Below are 13,883 nucleotides of genomic sequence, written 5' to 3'. Positions count from 1 at the left end.
TGTGCCAGCCCCGCTGCATAGGTGTAACCCGGCATCCTGTAGCAAAGGATGGAAAAATACGTTACATCAGATACAAATAGAGGCCCTTTCATTTGTCCCTTTTTAGCCAGTAAATCGAATCCTTTTTTTTAGCTTATCCTGATTATAAGCTAATATCCAGCTTTGTACTTTTTTAATAACTCGGCATAAATCATATTTTTAGCAAAATACTCTTTTAATGCGCAAGGTTATTGTCAGCATAGCAGCAGAAATGAAAGTTGACGTTCAAGTGACGATGATGAGACGGGCTTCATTCACAGCCAGCCCCATCATCTGATGAGATTAAATACGTCGCGCCTGCCAGAAATTTTTACGCCAGTAGACATTATCAAGGGATGAACGCATCACTCCCCGACTGGTTGACGCATGAATAAATTGATTATTGGTATCGTAAATACCGACGTGTAAGCCGCTTTCTCCTGATCCGGTTTTAAAGAAAACCAGATCGCCTGGCAGCAATTCGTCTTTATCGATTTCAGTACCAATCTTTGATTGCGTGCGCGTATCGCGCGGCAGTTGCAAATCAAACTGATCGCGCATCGTCATCAATACAAATCCCGAACAATCCACGCCGTTACGGCTCATACCACCGTAACGATAGGGTGTACCACGCCAGTTCTGTAGCTGATCGTTAAGACCGGCGATCACGGCGATAGAATCCGATAACCGGGCATTGGGCGCAGGCGCACGATGGCTGCTACACCCCGCCAAAAACAATGCTGTAATGAAAAGAAGCCAAAAGCGCATTCAGGACGAATCCTCTGATTTTTATTTTTGTGCCAATTTAGCGTGGAAATTATGTGGTTTTCAAGAACCCATTTAACTTAAGTGGTTGATATGAGCATTCTGTGGCCTTCGATATCCAGACGCCGGAAGTTTACGCCATAGGCTTGAGAGAGATTAGCCGGCGTCAGGACCGCATCGCGTGAACCACTGGCCAGCAGCTTTCCACGCTTGAGTAACCAGGCCTCGTGTGCATGCCGCAGCGTATGGTTCAGGTCATGGCTGCTCATGACAATCGCTATCCCCTGCTGACTCAGCTGGCTCAATAGCCTGTCCAATGCATTTTGTTGTGCAACATCCAGACTGTTCATCGGCTCGTCTAACAGCAACAGCTGGCCGTGCGGGTTAGACTGAGGGCAAATTTGCAGTATCACCGCAGCAAGACGTACCCGCTGCCATTCGCCGCCGGAGAGCTGATTCACCCCGCGTCCGAGTTTGTCACCCAATCCAAGCGCGTCAGCCACCTCTTGCAGCAGATCGGTTCGCGCTTTATCAGGCTGATGCAGCGTCAGAAAATGCCAGACCGGCATTGCAAACGGCGGGTTTTGCTGTTGCGCAAGAAAAGCGCGGTGTTGCGCCAATTTTGCGGCGGGCCAGTCGTCGAGCGGCATATCACCCAACACGACGGTTCCCTCACCGGTCGTTAAACCCGCCATCCGCGCCAGCAACGTGCTCTTTCCGGCACCGTTAGGCCCCACAAGGTGCAGGATCTCCCCTGCCCTTATCTCGCCTGAAAGCGGGCCGAGCCGGGTCGATTCCGCGACATCCTGAAGCTGCATCAAAGGAGACATTATTTTGCCAGCGCCGCGTTGATATGTTCAACAAGGATGGGATCTTCAGGCGTCATATCGGGTGAAAATCGTTGCAATACCTGACCATCCCGACCCACTAAAAACTTCTCGAAATTCCACAGAATATCGCCCGGGTAGAGCGGCGCGCGACCTTTGCTCGCCATACGTGCCAAAAAACCGCTGTCAGCCGGTGCAATGGCGTTCGGTGCAGCGTCAATCAGCTTCTGATACAGCGGATGGCGCGCTTTACCATTGACGTCAATCTTACTGAACATCGGGAAGGTGACGCCCCAGGTGGTACTGCACCATGTTTTAATTTCGGCTTCGCTACCCGGTTCCTGGCCGAGAAATTGATTGCAGGGGAACCCCAACACGGTGAATCCCTGCTCGTGCCATGCTTTCTGCAGATTCTCCAGTTGCTCATATTGCGGCGTTAATCCACATTTCGAAGCAACATTAATAATTAACAGGACTTTTCCGGCATACGCCTGCAACGAGACGGCGTCGCCGTCGATAGTTGTCACTTCTGTATTGAGAATAGTGTCTTGCATAGCATCTCCAGGTGGATAGTCAGCGATCAATTTTCGTGTTTAATCATAGTCCGAACTGCCGCTTTCTAGCGCCCGGATTTTAACAATAGCCAGATAAATACCGGTGCGCCCATGGTTGCCGTCACCACGCCGATAGGCAGCTCAGCCGACGCCAGAACCAGGCGCGCAACGACATCCGCTAACAGTAACGCGATGGCTCCCGCCAGCGCACAGCCAGGCAGCAATACACGATGATCGGTTAATCCGCACAGTCGCAGAATATGCGGGATAACCAGGCCGATAAAACCAATAGCTCCGGCAAGCGCCACGCTGACGCCCACCATCCAGCCAGTGGCAACCACCAGCAGGTTGCGCCAGAACCATAGAGGCAGTCCCAACTGACGTGCAGAAGTCTCCCCCAGCGCCAGCATATTCATTGGCTGCGACTGACAGCAAATCCACAGCAAAACGGGAAGCAGCGCGACCATCAACCAGGCCTGCTGCCAATCCACGCCGCCAAAGCCGCCCATCATCCAGTACATGAGCTGTCGCAAGTCAAAAGAGGTGGAGAAGTAGATAGCCCATGTCATCAGCGCGCTACAGATAATACCCAGCGCTACGCCCGCCAGCAGCAGGCGGCTGGTCGACAGATGACGACGAGCAAAACGCAGGAGGATAAGTGTAATTATGAGCGCCCCGGCAATCGCACACAGCCCTAGGGCCCAGCCGGGCAGTTGGCCCTGCCCCAACAGCACCGCAGCGATGAGTCCGACCCCTGCGCCGTTAGACACCCCCAGCAAGCCGGGCTCGGCCAGCGGGTTTTCAAACAGCGCCTGCATCACGGCACCGGAAAGTGCCAGCGCGGCACCGACCAGCAGTACGGCAAGCGTACGGGGAAATCGAATTTGCCAGACGAACAGATCGCCACGAGCGCTGAACCAGTCGCCGGGCGAAATCCACTGTTCTCCTGCGCACAGGCTGAGAATCGTTGCCAGCAGCATCAGCGCCGACAGAGACAGTATCCAGCGCACGTTTCGTCGCTGTTGTTGATGGGCGAAAGTCAGCATGTTTTCCATTCTGCTGAAAAGAGATGGAGCGATTCTACGGTGCTGATTCGGTAGTGAAAAGGAAAAAGGCCGCAGAGCGGCCTTTTTAGTTATACGCGTCATCTTTTATGCCGCCTGTTTGCTGGCGGCACAAAAGATTTAACATGTCTTTAAATCACTCTTCTTTGGGCGTTGCGTTTTCGACCCGGCTTTTTAACTTCTGTCCGGGTCTGAAGGTCACCACGCGCCGTGCTGTAATGGGAATATCTTCGCCCGTTTTCGGGTTACGGCCCGGACGTTGATTCTTATCACGCAGATCGAAGTTACCAAAACCAGAGAGTTTTACCTGCTCACCATTTTCCAGAGCACGACGGATCTCTTCGAAAAACAGCTCGACCAGTTCTTTGGCATCCCGCTTGCTAAGCCCAAGCTTATCAAACAGATATTCTGACATTTCAGCTTTTGTAAGCGCCATAGGTTCAATCCCTCAATGATGCCTGGAATCGCTCTTTTAATGCCTCTACACATTTGGCGACGGTAGCGGCAATCTCCTCTTCTTCAAGTGTACGGCTGGTATCCTGAAGGATCAGGCTGATAGCGAGGCTCTTATAACCCTCCGCAACACCCTTACCGCGGTACACGTCAAATAAGTTTACGCCAACTACCTGATTTACGCCAACTTTCTTACACTCGGATAAAATATCCGCAGCGGGAACGTTTTCTGCCACCACTACGGCGATATCACGACGGTTCGCCGGGAAGCGGGAAACTTCACGAGCCTGAGGCACCACGCGGTCTGCGAGCTTGTTCCACTCCAGTTCAAACACCAGAGTGCGACCGTTCAGATCCAGTTTACGTTCCAGTTCAGGATGAACAACCCCAATGAAACCAATACGTTCACCTTTCAGATAAATCGCCGCAGACTGCCCCGGATGCAGCGCCGGATTGGCTTCAGCTTTAAACTGAATATCGGCCAGTTTGCCGGTCAGATCGAGAACAGCTTCCAAATCGCCTTTCAGATCATAGAAATCAACGGTCTCTTTTGCCAGATTCCAGTGTTCATCATGACGGTTACCGCAGATAGCACCTGCCAGCATCAGATCCTGACGGATCCCGAGGTTAGCCTGGGTATCCGGCACAAAACGTAAACCTGTTTCGAAAATGCGCACACGGGTCTGCTGACGGTTCTGGTTATACACCACCGTCGACAGTAAGCCGGTCAACAGAGACAGACGCATTGCTGACATGTCAATTGAGATTGGGCTAGGCAGCAGCAGCGCATCTTCACCCGGATGCAGCAGCGCCTGAACTTTCGGGTCGACAAAGCTGTAGGTGATCACTTCCTGGTAGCCTTTGTCATTGAGCATGGTTTTGACACGCTTCAGCGATAAATCCGCTTCCCGATGCGTCCCCATGATCAAACCGGCCTGAATTGGCGTATTCGGGATATTGTCATAGCCATAGACGCGGGCGACTTCTTCGACCAGGTCTTCTTCGATTGAAATATCGAAACGCCAGCTCGGTGCTACCGCTTTCCACTCATCCTGGCCTTCCGTGACGTCACAACCCAGACGACGCAGAATATCGCTCACCTGCTCATCGGCAATATGATGCCCGATCAGACGATCCAGTTTGCTACGGCGAAGCGTAATGGTTGCACGTTTTGGCAACGTCATTTCGTTGGTCACATCGATGATTGGACCCGCTTCACCGCCGCAGATGTCAATCAACAGGCGCGTTGCACGTTCCATGGCTTTGTGTTGCAGCGCCGGATCGACACCACGCTCGTAACGGTGAGAGGCATCGGTGTGCAGACCGTGACGACGCGCGCGGCCGGTAATAGACAGCGGGCTGAAGAATGCGCATTCCAGCAGAACGTTTTGCGTCTCATCATTCACACCAGAGTGTTCACCACCGAAAATACCGCCCATTGCCAGCGCTTTGTTATGGTCAGCAATCACCAGCGTATCCGCATTCAGTTTTGCTTCGTTGCCGTCCAGCAGCACCAGGGTTTCGCCCTCTTTTGCCATACGGACAACAATCCCGCCTTCGATGCGGTCTTTGTCGAACGCGTGCATCGGCTGACCCAGTTCGAGCAGCACATAGTTAGTCACGTCAACCACGGCATCGATGGAACGGATCCCGCAACGACGCAGTTTCTCTTTCATCCACAGCGGTGTTGGCGCTTTAACGTTGATACCTTTCACCACGCGGCCCAGATAGCGCGGACACGCATCAACGGCTTCAACCTGAATTGGCAACACATCGTTAATTGTTGCCGCCACAGGGGCGATTTCCGGCTCAACCAACGGAGCTTTGTTCAGTACAGCAACGTCACGTGCGACACCAATGATGCCTAAGCAGTCGGCGCGGTTCGGCGTAACGCTGATTTCGATAGTGTTATCGTCAAGCTTCAGATATTCGCGGATATCGGTGCCAATTGGCGCATCCGCAGGCAGTTCGATAATACCGTTATGGTCATCGGAAATACCCAGCTCAGAGAATGAGCACAGCATACCTTCTGACGGCTCACCGCGCAGCTTGGCGGCTTTAATTTTGAAATCGCCTGGCAAAACGGCACCAATAGTAGCCACCGCGACTTTCAATCCCTGGCGACAGTTAGGTGCGCCACAGACGATATCCAGCAGGCGCTCGCCGCCTACATTCACCTTAGTCACGCGCAGTTTGTCGGCGTTCGGGTGTTGGCCGCACTCAACCACCTCACCTACCACTACGCCGTTAAATTTACCGGCAACGGCATCAACACCGTCGACTTCGAGGCCAGCCATGGTGATCTGGTTTGACAGCGCATCGCTATCAATCGCCGGGTTTACCCATTCGCGTAACCACAGTTCACTGAATTTCATTGTTTTATCCTGCCTTTATTTAAACTGTTTGAGGAAACGCAGATCGTTTTCGAAGAAAGAACGCAAATCGGTTACACCGTAACGCAGCATGGTCAGACGCTCCATACCCATACCGAATGCAAAGCCGGAGTAGATTTCTGGATCGATACCGACGTTACGCAGCACGTTCGGGTGAACCATCCCGCAGCCCAGCACTTCCAGCCATTTGCCGTTTTTACCCATCACGTCAACTTCCGCAGAAGGTTCGGTGAACGGGAAGTAGGAAGGACGGAAGCGAACCTGCAGGTCCTCTTCAAAGAAGTTACGCAGGAAATCGTGCAGCGTGCCTTTCAGGTTGGTGAAGTTGATATTGGTATCAACGATCAGCCCTTCCATCTGATGGAACATCGGGGTATGCGTCTGATCGTAGTCGTTACGATACACACGACCCGGCGCGATAATGCGGATTGGCGGCTGTTTTTCTTTCATGGTGCGAATCTGCACGCCGGAGGTCTGCGTACGCAGCAGACGTGTAGCGTCAAACCAGAAAGTGTCGTGGTCAGCACGCGCCGGATGATGACCAGGAATGTTCAGGGCATCAAAGTTATGATAGTCATCTTCGATTTCCGGCCCGGTCGCCACGGTAAAGCCGAGCTCACCGAAGAAACTTTCAATCCTGTCGATTGTACGAGTGACCGGATGCAGCCCGCCGTTTTCGATACGACGACCCGGCAGGGAGATATCAATTGTTTCTTCTGCCAGACGCGCGTTCAGCGCGGCATTTTCTAAATCGGCTTTACGCGCGTTCAGCGCCTGCTGTACCTGCTCTTTAGCTTCGTTGATAACCGCACCTGCTGCCGGACGCTCTTCAGGCGGCAGCTCGCGCAGGGTAGTCATTTGAAGGGTCAGGTGCCCTTTCTTACCCAAATATTCGACGCGGACATTGTCTAACGCGGCAACATCTGAAGCCTGGTTAATGGCGGCCGTTGCACTGGCAACCAGCTCTGCGAGATGTGACATGGTTTTCCTCGTTATGTGGCGATATTCACTAGTCGCACGTATATACACAAAATCATTTAAGTTGCATCAAGGCAGCAAGTTAGCGAATGCAGCCAACACAGAGACAACTTGAAGGATAAAGCGTATAAAAAAAGCCTCCACCAGGGAGGCTTTTAGGCGCTGTTTTCCGTTTCTTCTTTCACGCGCGAGCCTCCTGAGTTCAGGTGCTAAAGTAAAAGAAGAAGCGGAAAATAGCAGCATTCATGCTTGCGTTACCTTGTGTGGTAAAAACCGGACAACCTTTATTGAAAAGGCTTACGGGTAAATTGTCAACTAATTGATTGAACAACAAATAAAAGAGAGGGAGCCAGGCTCCCTCTTTTCACCGGCTTATGCCAGAGCTGCTTTCGCTTTTTCGACCAGAGCGGAGAACGCTACTTTGTCGAATACTGCGATGTCAGCCAGGATCTTACGGTCGATTTCAACAGAGGCTTTTTTCAGGCCGTTGATGAATTTGCTGTAAGAAATACCGTTCTGACGTGCTGCTGCGTTGATACGCGCAATCCACAGTTGACGGAACTGACGCTTTTTCTGACGACGGTCACGATAAGCGTACTGACCAGCTTTGATAACAGCCTGGAAGGCAACGCGGTATACGCGAGAACGCGCACCGTAGTAGCCTTTAGCTTGTTTCAAAATTTTCTTGTGACGTGCACGGGCAACTACACCACGTTTTACGCGAGCCATATGTGCTCTCCTGTATCTATATTCTTAGTAAAAAAATTAATTAAACGTTAACGGCTTATGCGTACGGCAGGCACGCGATAACCAGACCCAGATCGCCTTTAGAAACGAGGCCTTTTGGACGCAGGTGACGTTTACGCTTAGTAGATTTTTTGGTCAGAATATGACGCAGGTTTGCGTGCTTACGCTTAAATCCACCACCACCGGTTTTTTTGAAACGCTTAGCAGCACCGCGTACGGTCTTAATTTTTGGCATTTTAATAACTTCCACTTCGCATTGTTAATAAACGAAACGTAGGCGAACAAAACCTGCGAAGCCCGTAGGCTCCACAGGAATTGCTACTTGAAGGCCTTACTGTTTCTTCTTAGGAGCGAGCACCATGATCATCTGGCGGCCTTCGATCTTCGTAGGGAAGGATTCGACCACTGCCAGTTCACTCAGATCGTCACGGACGCGCGTAAGCACTTCCATACCGATCTGTTGGTGAGCCATCTCACGACCGCGGAAACGCAGCGTGATCTTAGCTTTATCACCCTCTTCCAGAAAGCGTACCAGGCTGCGGAGTTTTACCTGATAATCGCCATCGTCGGTGCCAGGACGGAATTTAATTTCCTTAACCTGGATAACTTTTTGCTTTTTCTTCTGTTCCTTAGAAGATTTACTCTTTTCATAAAGGAACTTGCCGTAGTCCATAATACGACAAACTGGCGGTTCGGCGTTAGGGCTGATTTCAACTAAATCTACTCCAGCTTCTTCAGCTTTTTCGATAGCTTCTCTCAGACTCACAATACCCAAAGCTTCGCCTTCCAGACCTGTTAAGCGAACTTCCAGGGCGCGAATCTCGCCATTGATACGATTCGGACGTGCCGTTTGAACTCGTTTTCCGCCTTTAATACCTTATTCCTCCAGTTGTTGAAGACTGCGGCTGCGAATCTCTTGTTGCAGCTTCTCGATCACTTCACTTACGTCCAGGCTGCCCAAGTCTTTGCCACGACGGGTACGCACGGCAACTTTGCCTGCTTCTACCTCTTTGTCGCCACAGACCAACATGTAAGGGACACGACGTAAAGTGTGCTCGCGGATTTTAAAGCCTATCTTCTCATTTCTCAAGTCTGCTTTTACACGAATACCCGCATTTTGTAGTTTCTGCGTTAATTCGTTGACGTATTCAGACTGCGAATCGGTAATATTCATGACCACAACCTGAACCGGCGCAAGCCAAGTCGGGAAGAAGCCAGCGAACTCTTCAGTCAGGATACCAATGAAACGTTCCATTGACCCAAGAATTGCGCGGTGAATCATTACCGGCACCTGACGCTCGTTGTTTTCGCCAACATAAGAGGCGCTCAGACGAGACGGCAGAGAGAAGTCCAGCTGTACAGTACCGCACTGCCATGCACGATCGAGGCAGTCATACAGGGTAAATTCAATTTTCGGACCGTAGAATGCGCCTTCACCCAGTTGGAACTCAAACGGGATGTTGTTTTCTTCCAGCGCAACCGCTAAGTCCGCTTCAGCACGGTCCCACATTTCATCGCTACCGATACGTTTTTCGGGGCGAGTGGACAGTTTGACGACGATTTTCTCGAAGCCAAAAGTGCTATACATATCGTAGACCATACGAATGCAGGCGTTAACTTCATCACGAATCTGCTCTTCGGTACAGAAGATATGTGCATCATCCTGAGTAAAGCCACGCACGCGCATCAGTCCGTGCAGCGCACCTGATGGTTCGTTACGGTGACAGCTACCAAACTCAGCCATGCGCAGCGGCAGGTCGCGATAGGATTTCAGACCCTGATTGAAGATCTGAACGTGGCCCGGGCAGTTCATTGGTTTGATGCAGTATTCACGGTTCTCTGACGAGGTGGTAAACATCGCATCTTTGTAGTTGTCCCAGTGCCCTGTTTTTTCCCACAGCACGCGGTCCATCATAAACGGGCCTTTTACTTCCTGATACTGGTATTCTTTCAGTTTTGAACGAACGAAAACTTCCAGTTCACGGAAAATAGTCCAGCCATCGTTATGCCAGAACACCATACCTGGCGCTTCTTCCTGCATATGATACAGGTCAAGCTGCTTCCCAATTTTACGGTGGTCGCGTTTAGCGGCTTCTTCCAGACGTTGCAGGTAGGCGCTCAGGGCTTTTTTATCCGCCCATGCGGTGCCATAAATACGCTGCAGCATCTTGTTATTGCTGTCGCCGCGCCAGTATGCCCCAGCGGTCTTCATCAGTTTGAAGTGATGGCAGAAACGCATGTTAGGCACGTGCGGGCCACGGCACATATCGACGTATTCTTCATGATGGTACAAGCCTGGCTTGTCATCATGTGCAATGTTTTCATCAAGAATAGAGACTTTATAGGTCTCGCCACGCTTCACGAAAGTTTCACGCGCTTCGTACCAGCTGACTTTCTTCTTAATGACATCGTAGTTTTTCTCAGCGAGCTCGTGCATCCGCTTTTCGAGCGCGTCGACGTCTTCCTGGGTTAACGTACGGTCAAGATCGATATCGTAGTAAAAACCGTTATCAACAACCGGTCCGATCGCCATTTTGGTGTGCGGCCAGAGTTGTTTGATCGCGTGCCCTAACAGGTGCGCACAGGAGTGACGAATGATCTCCAGACCTTCATCATCTTTAGTGGTGATGATGGAGAGCTTTGCATCATGTTCAATCAGATCGGAAGCATCAACCAGCTCACCGTTTACACGGCCAGCAATAGTGGCTTTCGCCAGACCTGGACCGATGTCCAGCGCAACATCCATGGGACTTACAGCGTGGTCGTAATGGCGTTGGCTGCCATCAGGAAGAGTAATAACAGGCATGTTATATCCTTATTTGCAGTGGTGACCCACACGTAAGATCACATACAAAGTTTCAATATTTAAAATTATCAAAAAGGTGTGGGCTGATTCCCGCTTCACTCTGCGAAATATGTCACGCATTACCTGACTGGTAACACCGTAACCTACACCCGCTTTTTGATAACACCGTTTGACAGTGTACACGGCATTGCGGGTCGTTCAAAGCGACAATCAACACGCTATCTATGATGTAAATCAATTCACTGGCACCCTGCCGTCTTTGTTACACTAGCAATAATCGTCATCGCTGGACAGGAAAGAACCATGCCAAAAAATCGCTTTGCCAAAAAACACTGGAAGATGGTTGTGGTACTGTTCGTCATTTGTGCGGCAATGTTAATGCTACGTTGGGCGGCAATGATTTGGGGTTAACTGTCAAGCCGGTTCTGGCGTAGTCTGTCGGTAGTGCCTCTTTTGTTATTGTGGCAACAGCACCGACGCTTTTTAAGTAAGTTTATTTATCAATTAAATGAAATATATCTGAAAAACGAATTGATAGTTCAGTGCTAAATAAATATAGGTCGAATAATAAAAATACAGCACATTAATTAATAACAACCGGGCCATTTATTTGACCCGGTTTAAGACTACATACGATAGCCGAGCGAAACAGTCGTGCGACGGTCGGTATGTTCCGGCGCAGTTGCCGGTGGTTCTGAGTTCCAGGTGACGTTATAAGCCACCTTCAGGCCAAAATGTTCGTTGATAGCAACATTTAAAGCCGTTTCAGAGTTAAGCGTCGTATCCTCAGCACCGAACACCGACACCCCCTGCGTGAATTTGGTGGTGTCCGTCATCTGCCACGCATAAGCGCCAGACGCATAACCCAGCGGCTGCGTTTCGGTTGTGCCATCGGTGTGCTCGTCGTAGCGTACACCCGGACCGAATTCGAAACGGAAGCTGTGCACCGGCCCATTGAGGAACTGACGACCATAACCTGCAGTCAGTACGTCACGCTCGTGATAGCCGTTGTAACGGTCGGTTAACCAACTTGCCTGTCCGAAAAGATAATCATAATCGGTCATATTGAAACGACTACGGCCACCTACGGCGTATTTCTCCGAAGAGCGTTCATCATTCGAGGAGGTATTGCTGGCATTACCCCACAGAGACCACGCCGTGGTTTCACCGTACCAAGTCATGGTGGTGTCTGCGGTTAAAGAAGAACTTTTTGTGTTGCCTGACTGGGCGAGGTATCCCGCGTTCAGGTTACCTTCAAAAGGTTTTTTCGCGCTGGAGGGGTCATCCATGACAGTAAAAACGGAATCATCGGCGGCGGCATGCATTGACGCAAACATGCCCCCCATCAGCACGAATGCTGCGGGTACTGTCTTCAAAAGCTTCATTTTGTATCTCTAAAATACATGGAAAAGGTTTGCACAAATCGTGCTACCGCATTCTAAACCATCTGGAGATTACAAGAAATGAAGTTAACTCGTCGTAAAGTAATTGCCCTCGCCTTTCTCGTTGGAATGGTCACAGGTTGTGCTGTCCCTTCTCATGCCGCTACTTATGGCGCGGGTACCACATGAGACGGGAGAGTTAATAGAATGGGCCATCTATCGAGCTACACAAAAACCGAACTAAAATTACAACCCGCTGGTTGTGGGGTCAAAATTGGGGGAATCTCAACCGCTAAATGTGGTGATCGTCAACCTGATATGGAATCGTGGCTCTGTCCTGCGTGTAACAAGATTTTTGAAGAGAGGCTGAAAGAACACCACGCCAAAAACTGAATAATGTCAACGAGGCTAGATAGAAACACGTTTAGCCTTTTCTCATGCAGTGCTGTATCAATTCTGACGAGTGGCAACATCCACAACAATTTATAGAATGAACGTCGCGTCACTAACTAGATAGTAAAAACCGCCCTTGCGAGGCGGTCAGATTAGTTATACAACCAAATCCCCGCCCTTGCTGATTCTGCAAGCATTCGGAGAGTTAGCGGCTCTGGTTCGTCGTCATCCCCTCCGCTGGTAAACAGCGCATACAGAAAGAATGTTTCAACAGGCCAGTATCTATAAAAATCAAAATTGGCGGGGTCAACGTCGAATCGCTCGAAATACTCTTTCATAATGTCTGCGCCTGTTTCGCTCGCCCACACATGATCACCAGTTGTTAAACTCGTATCAATAGTGACAGGCCAGCGCTTACCGGAGAATAAACCAGGTTTGTTAAACCGCTCACTGTACCAGGCGATCACATCATCATCGGTCACCATAACTTATCTTTCCCTCTGGCTATGGTGTTGTATTTCGTGGTTGCTTTATAAGCAATGGTTGATACATCAGCAGCAATTATGACGATCCCAAGAATGGGAATCCATCGCCCAACGAATGCGCCCAGATTTGTTACATAGGCAAACTTTAACCGTTTGATACTGCCAGTGGTCAGAGTTGGTAAACGTCTGGTTTCGATGTTCAGATAATGGCGTAACTGTGTACTAAGAATAGACGTTCCTGGGGTTGCGCCAATTGGTTTACCCCTCGTTGCTACTTCTGGCTGACCTAACAGGATCAGACCAACTGTCAGGAAGTCTTTCACACCGAACTGATCGCTTGCTTCATCAAGGAAGATCCAGAACAATAATTCACCAGCAGACAGGTTAGAATAGCCCCTGTAGAAATACGTTCCGTTAAGTTCTTCAACTGTATCCATCAGTTTACCACCTATCCGGTTACACGTTCATTCCATGCATCAGCAAACTGAATGTTACCGTCCAGATAGTGCCAGGTGATTTTGTCGTAGCGTAGCTGAACCTGCTCAAGATGGCCTACGTTAATCACCGTTTTAGTATCGTGCATCATCGGGGTAACAGAGACGATCTTCACACCTTCAAGCAGCATGTTGTAATACTCCACCTCCAGCCCTGCATCGTTGATATGATACCATTTAAATTCGGCTGATTTCAGAGTTTGACCAGTGGCAACAGCCTTGAAAAGATACGGTGATGAGCTATCAAATTCCTTTTCGAATACGAGCGCACCATGTACACGAGTACCTGTCAGTTTCCCTGTGTTGCCATCGGTTGGAATGTAGAGATTGTGACTGAACGATGTAATTTCTATTGAGTTTTCACGCTTTGCCACATCAACAGAACCTTTGATGAGTGCACCGCCATCATCTTTAAGCCACAAGTAAGCAGGTATAGCCATTTTTCTGATCCCTCATAAATTTTATGGATAAATTCATAAGTGAGTCTAAACGTTTGATTGTGGATGGCAAATGAGCAATTTATG

At 50.0% G+C, this 13,883-nt stretch carries 17 protein-coding genes and 1 other annotated feature; of the genes, 1 reads left to right on the top strand and 16 read right to left on the bottom strand.

Translation table 11 applies throughout. From position 1 onward, the window contains the following. Nucleotides 1–321: 321 nt before the first annotated feature. The 12 genes from E4Z61_RS03880 to thrS all read right to left on the bottom strand — a co-directional run bounded on the left by E4Z61_RS03880 (nucleotide 322) and on the right by thrS (nucleotide 10,605). Nucleotides 322–786 (bottom strand): NlpC/P60 family protein, encoded by a 465-nt coding sequence (locus E4Z61_RS03880; protein WP_135321612.1) that lies wholly within the window; start codon nucleotides 784–786, stop codon nucleotides 322–324. Nucleotides 787–863: 77 nt separating this feature from the next. Then, complete coding sequence (gene btuD, locus E4Z61_RS03875; protein ID WP_135321611.1) at nucleotides 864–1,613, bottom strand: vitamin B12 ABC transporter ATP-binding protein BtuD; 750 nt, start codon at nucleotides 1,611–1,613, stop codon at nucleotides 864–866. Beyond that, nucleotides 1,613–2,164 carry a glutathione peroxidase gene (locus E4Z61_RS03870; RefSeq protein ID WP_135321610.1) on the bottom strand — a complete coding sequence of 184 codons (552 nt, stop codon included), beginning with the start codon at nucleotides 2,162–2,164 and terminating at the stop codon, nucleotides 1,613–1,615. The genes btuD and E4Z61_RS03870 overlap by 1 nt, the downstream gene beginning before the upstream one ends. 65 nt (nucleotides 2,165–2,229) lie before the next feature. Beyond that, the gene (btuC, locus tag E4Z61_RS03865) at nucleotides 2,230–3,210 is read right to left on the bottom strand and encodes a vitamin B12 ABC transporter permease BtuC (RefSeq protein ID WP_135321609.1); all 981 of its coding nucleotides are present in this window, start codon (nucleotides 3,208–3,210) and stop codon (nucleotides 2,230–2,232) included. A 154-nt stretch (nucleotides 3,211–3,364) separates the two neighbouring features. Then, entirely contained in the window at nucleotides 3,365–3,664 is a 300-nt protein-coding gene (ihfA, locus tag E4Z61_RS03860; protein WP_003030571.1) for an integration host factor subunit alpha, read from the bottom strand. A 4-nt stretch (nucleotides 3,665–3,668) separates the two neighbouring features. Then, nucleotides 3,669–6,056, bottom strand: coding sequence for a phenylalanine--tRNA ligase subunit beta (pheT, locus tag E4Z61_RS03855; RefSeq protein WP_135321608.1), 2,388 nt, complete (start codon nucleotides 6,054–6,056; stop codon nucleotides 3,669–3,671). A gap of 15 nt (nucleotides 6,057–6,071) precedes the next feature. Then, entirely contained in the window at nucleotides 6,072–7,055 is a 984-nt protein-coding gene (gene pheS, locus E4Z61_RS03850) for a phenylalanine--tRNA ligase subunit alpha (RefSeq protein WP_045442121.1), read from the bottom strand. Between the two features lie 124 nt (nucleotides 7,056–7,179). Continuing rightward, nucleotides 7,180–7,304, bottom strand: a sequence feature (Phe leader region). Beyond that, nucleotides 7,255–7,299, bottom strand: coding sequence for a pheST operon leader peptide PheM (gene pheM, locus E4Z61_RS23935; RefSeq protein ID WP_001386830.1), 45 nt, complete (start codon nucleotides 7,297–7,299; stop codon nucleotides 7,255–7,257). Its footprint overlaps the feature before it by 45 nt. A 120-nt stretch (nucleotides 7,305–7,424) precedes the next feature. After that, nucleotides 7,425–7,781, bottom strand: coding sequence for a 50S ribosomal protein L20 (gene rplT / locus E4Z61_RS03840; protein WP_045442118.1), 357 nt, complete (start codon nucleotides 7,779–7,781; stop codon nucleotides 7,425–7,427). A gap of 55 nt (nucleotides 7,782–7,836) precedes the next feature. Continuing rightward, nucleotides 7,837–8,034: a 50S ribosomal protein L35 gene (gene rpmI / locus E4Z61_RS03835; protein WP_003030583.1), complete on the bottom strand. Its 198-nt coding sequence runs from the start codon at nucleotides 8,032–8,034 to the stop codon at nucleotides 7,837–7,839. Nucleotides 8,035–8,130: 96 nt separating this feature from the next. After that, on the bottom strand, nucleotides 8,131–8,673 hold the full coding sequence (gene infC, locus E4Z61_RS03830; RefSeq protein WP_071830666.1) for a translation initiation factor IF-3: 543 nt from the start codon (nucleotides 8,671–8,673) through the stop codon (nucleotides 8,131–8,133). 3 nt (nucleotides 8,674–8,676) lie between these two features. After that, nucleotides 8,677–10,605, bottom strand: coding sequence for a threonine--tRNA ligase (gene thrS, locus E4Z61_RS03825; protein WP_135321607.1), 1,929 nt, complete (start codon nucleotides 10,603–10,605; stop codon nucleotides 8,677–8,679). A 303-nt stretch (nucleotides 10,606–10,908) separates the two neighbouring features. Between thrS and yniD the strand changes: the two genes are divergently transcribed. Beyond that, complete coding sequence (gene yniD, locus E4Z61_RS03820; RefSeq protein WP_135321606.1) at nucleotides 10,909–11,016, top strand: small membrane protein YniD; 108 nt, start codon at nucleotides 10,909–10,911, stop codon at nucleotides 11,014–11,016. A gap of 215 nt (nucleotides 11,017–11,231) precedes the next feature. On the opposite strand, the gene E4Z61_RS03815 is transcribed toward yniD, so the two are convergent. From E4Z61_RS03815 to E4Z61_RS03800, 4 genes are all read right to left on the bottom strand, one after another. Beyond that, nucleotides 11,232–11,990 (bottom strand): DUF481 domain-containing protein, encoded by a 759-nt coding sequence (locus E4Z61_RS03815; RefSeq protein WP_135321605.1) that lies wholly within the window; start codon nucleotides 11,988–11,990, stop codon nucleotides 11,232–11,234. Nucleotides 11,991–12,532: 542 nt separating this feature from the next. After that, entirely contained in the window at nucleotides 12,533–12,865 is a 333-nt protein-coding gene (locus E4Z61_RS03810; RefSeq protein WP_135321604.1) for a DUF1493 family protein, read from the bottom strand. Then, on the bottom strand, nucleotides 12,859–13,302 hold the full coding sequence (locus E4Z61_RS03805) for an STM2901 family protein (protein ID WP_135321603.1): 444 nt from the start codon (nucleotides 13,300–13,302) through the stop codon (nucleotides 12,859–12,861). The genes E4Z61_RS03810 and E4Z61_RS03805 overlap by 7 nt, the downstream gene beginning before the upstream one ends. A gap of 11 nt (nucleotides 13,303–13,313) precedes the next feature. Beyond that, entirely contained in the window at nucleotides 13,314–13,799 is a 486-nt protein-coding gene (locus tag E4Z61_RS03800) for an Hcp family type VI secretion system effector (RefSeq protein ID WP_135321602.1), read from the bottom strand. Between the last annotated feature and the right edge of the window lie 84 nt (nucleotides 13,800–13,883).

This window comes from Citrobacter tructae, assembly GCF_004684345.1.
In the GTDB taxonomy this organism is placed as follows: Bacteria; Pseudomonadota; Gammaproteobacteria; order Enterobacterales; family Enterobacteriaceae; genus Citrobacter; species Citrobacter tructae.
Note: the sequence above shows the minus strand (reverse complement) of the source record. Positions and strands in the feature narration are given on the sequence as shown.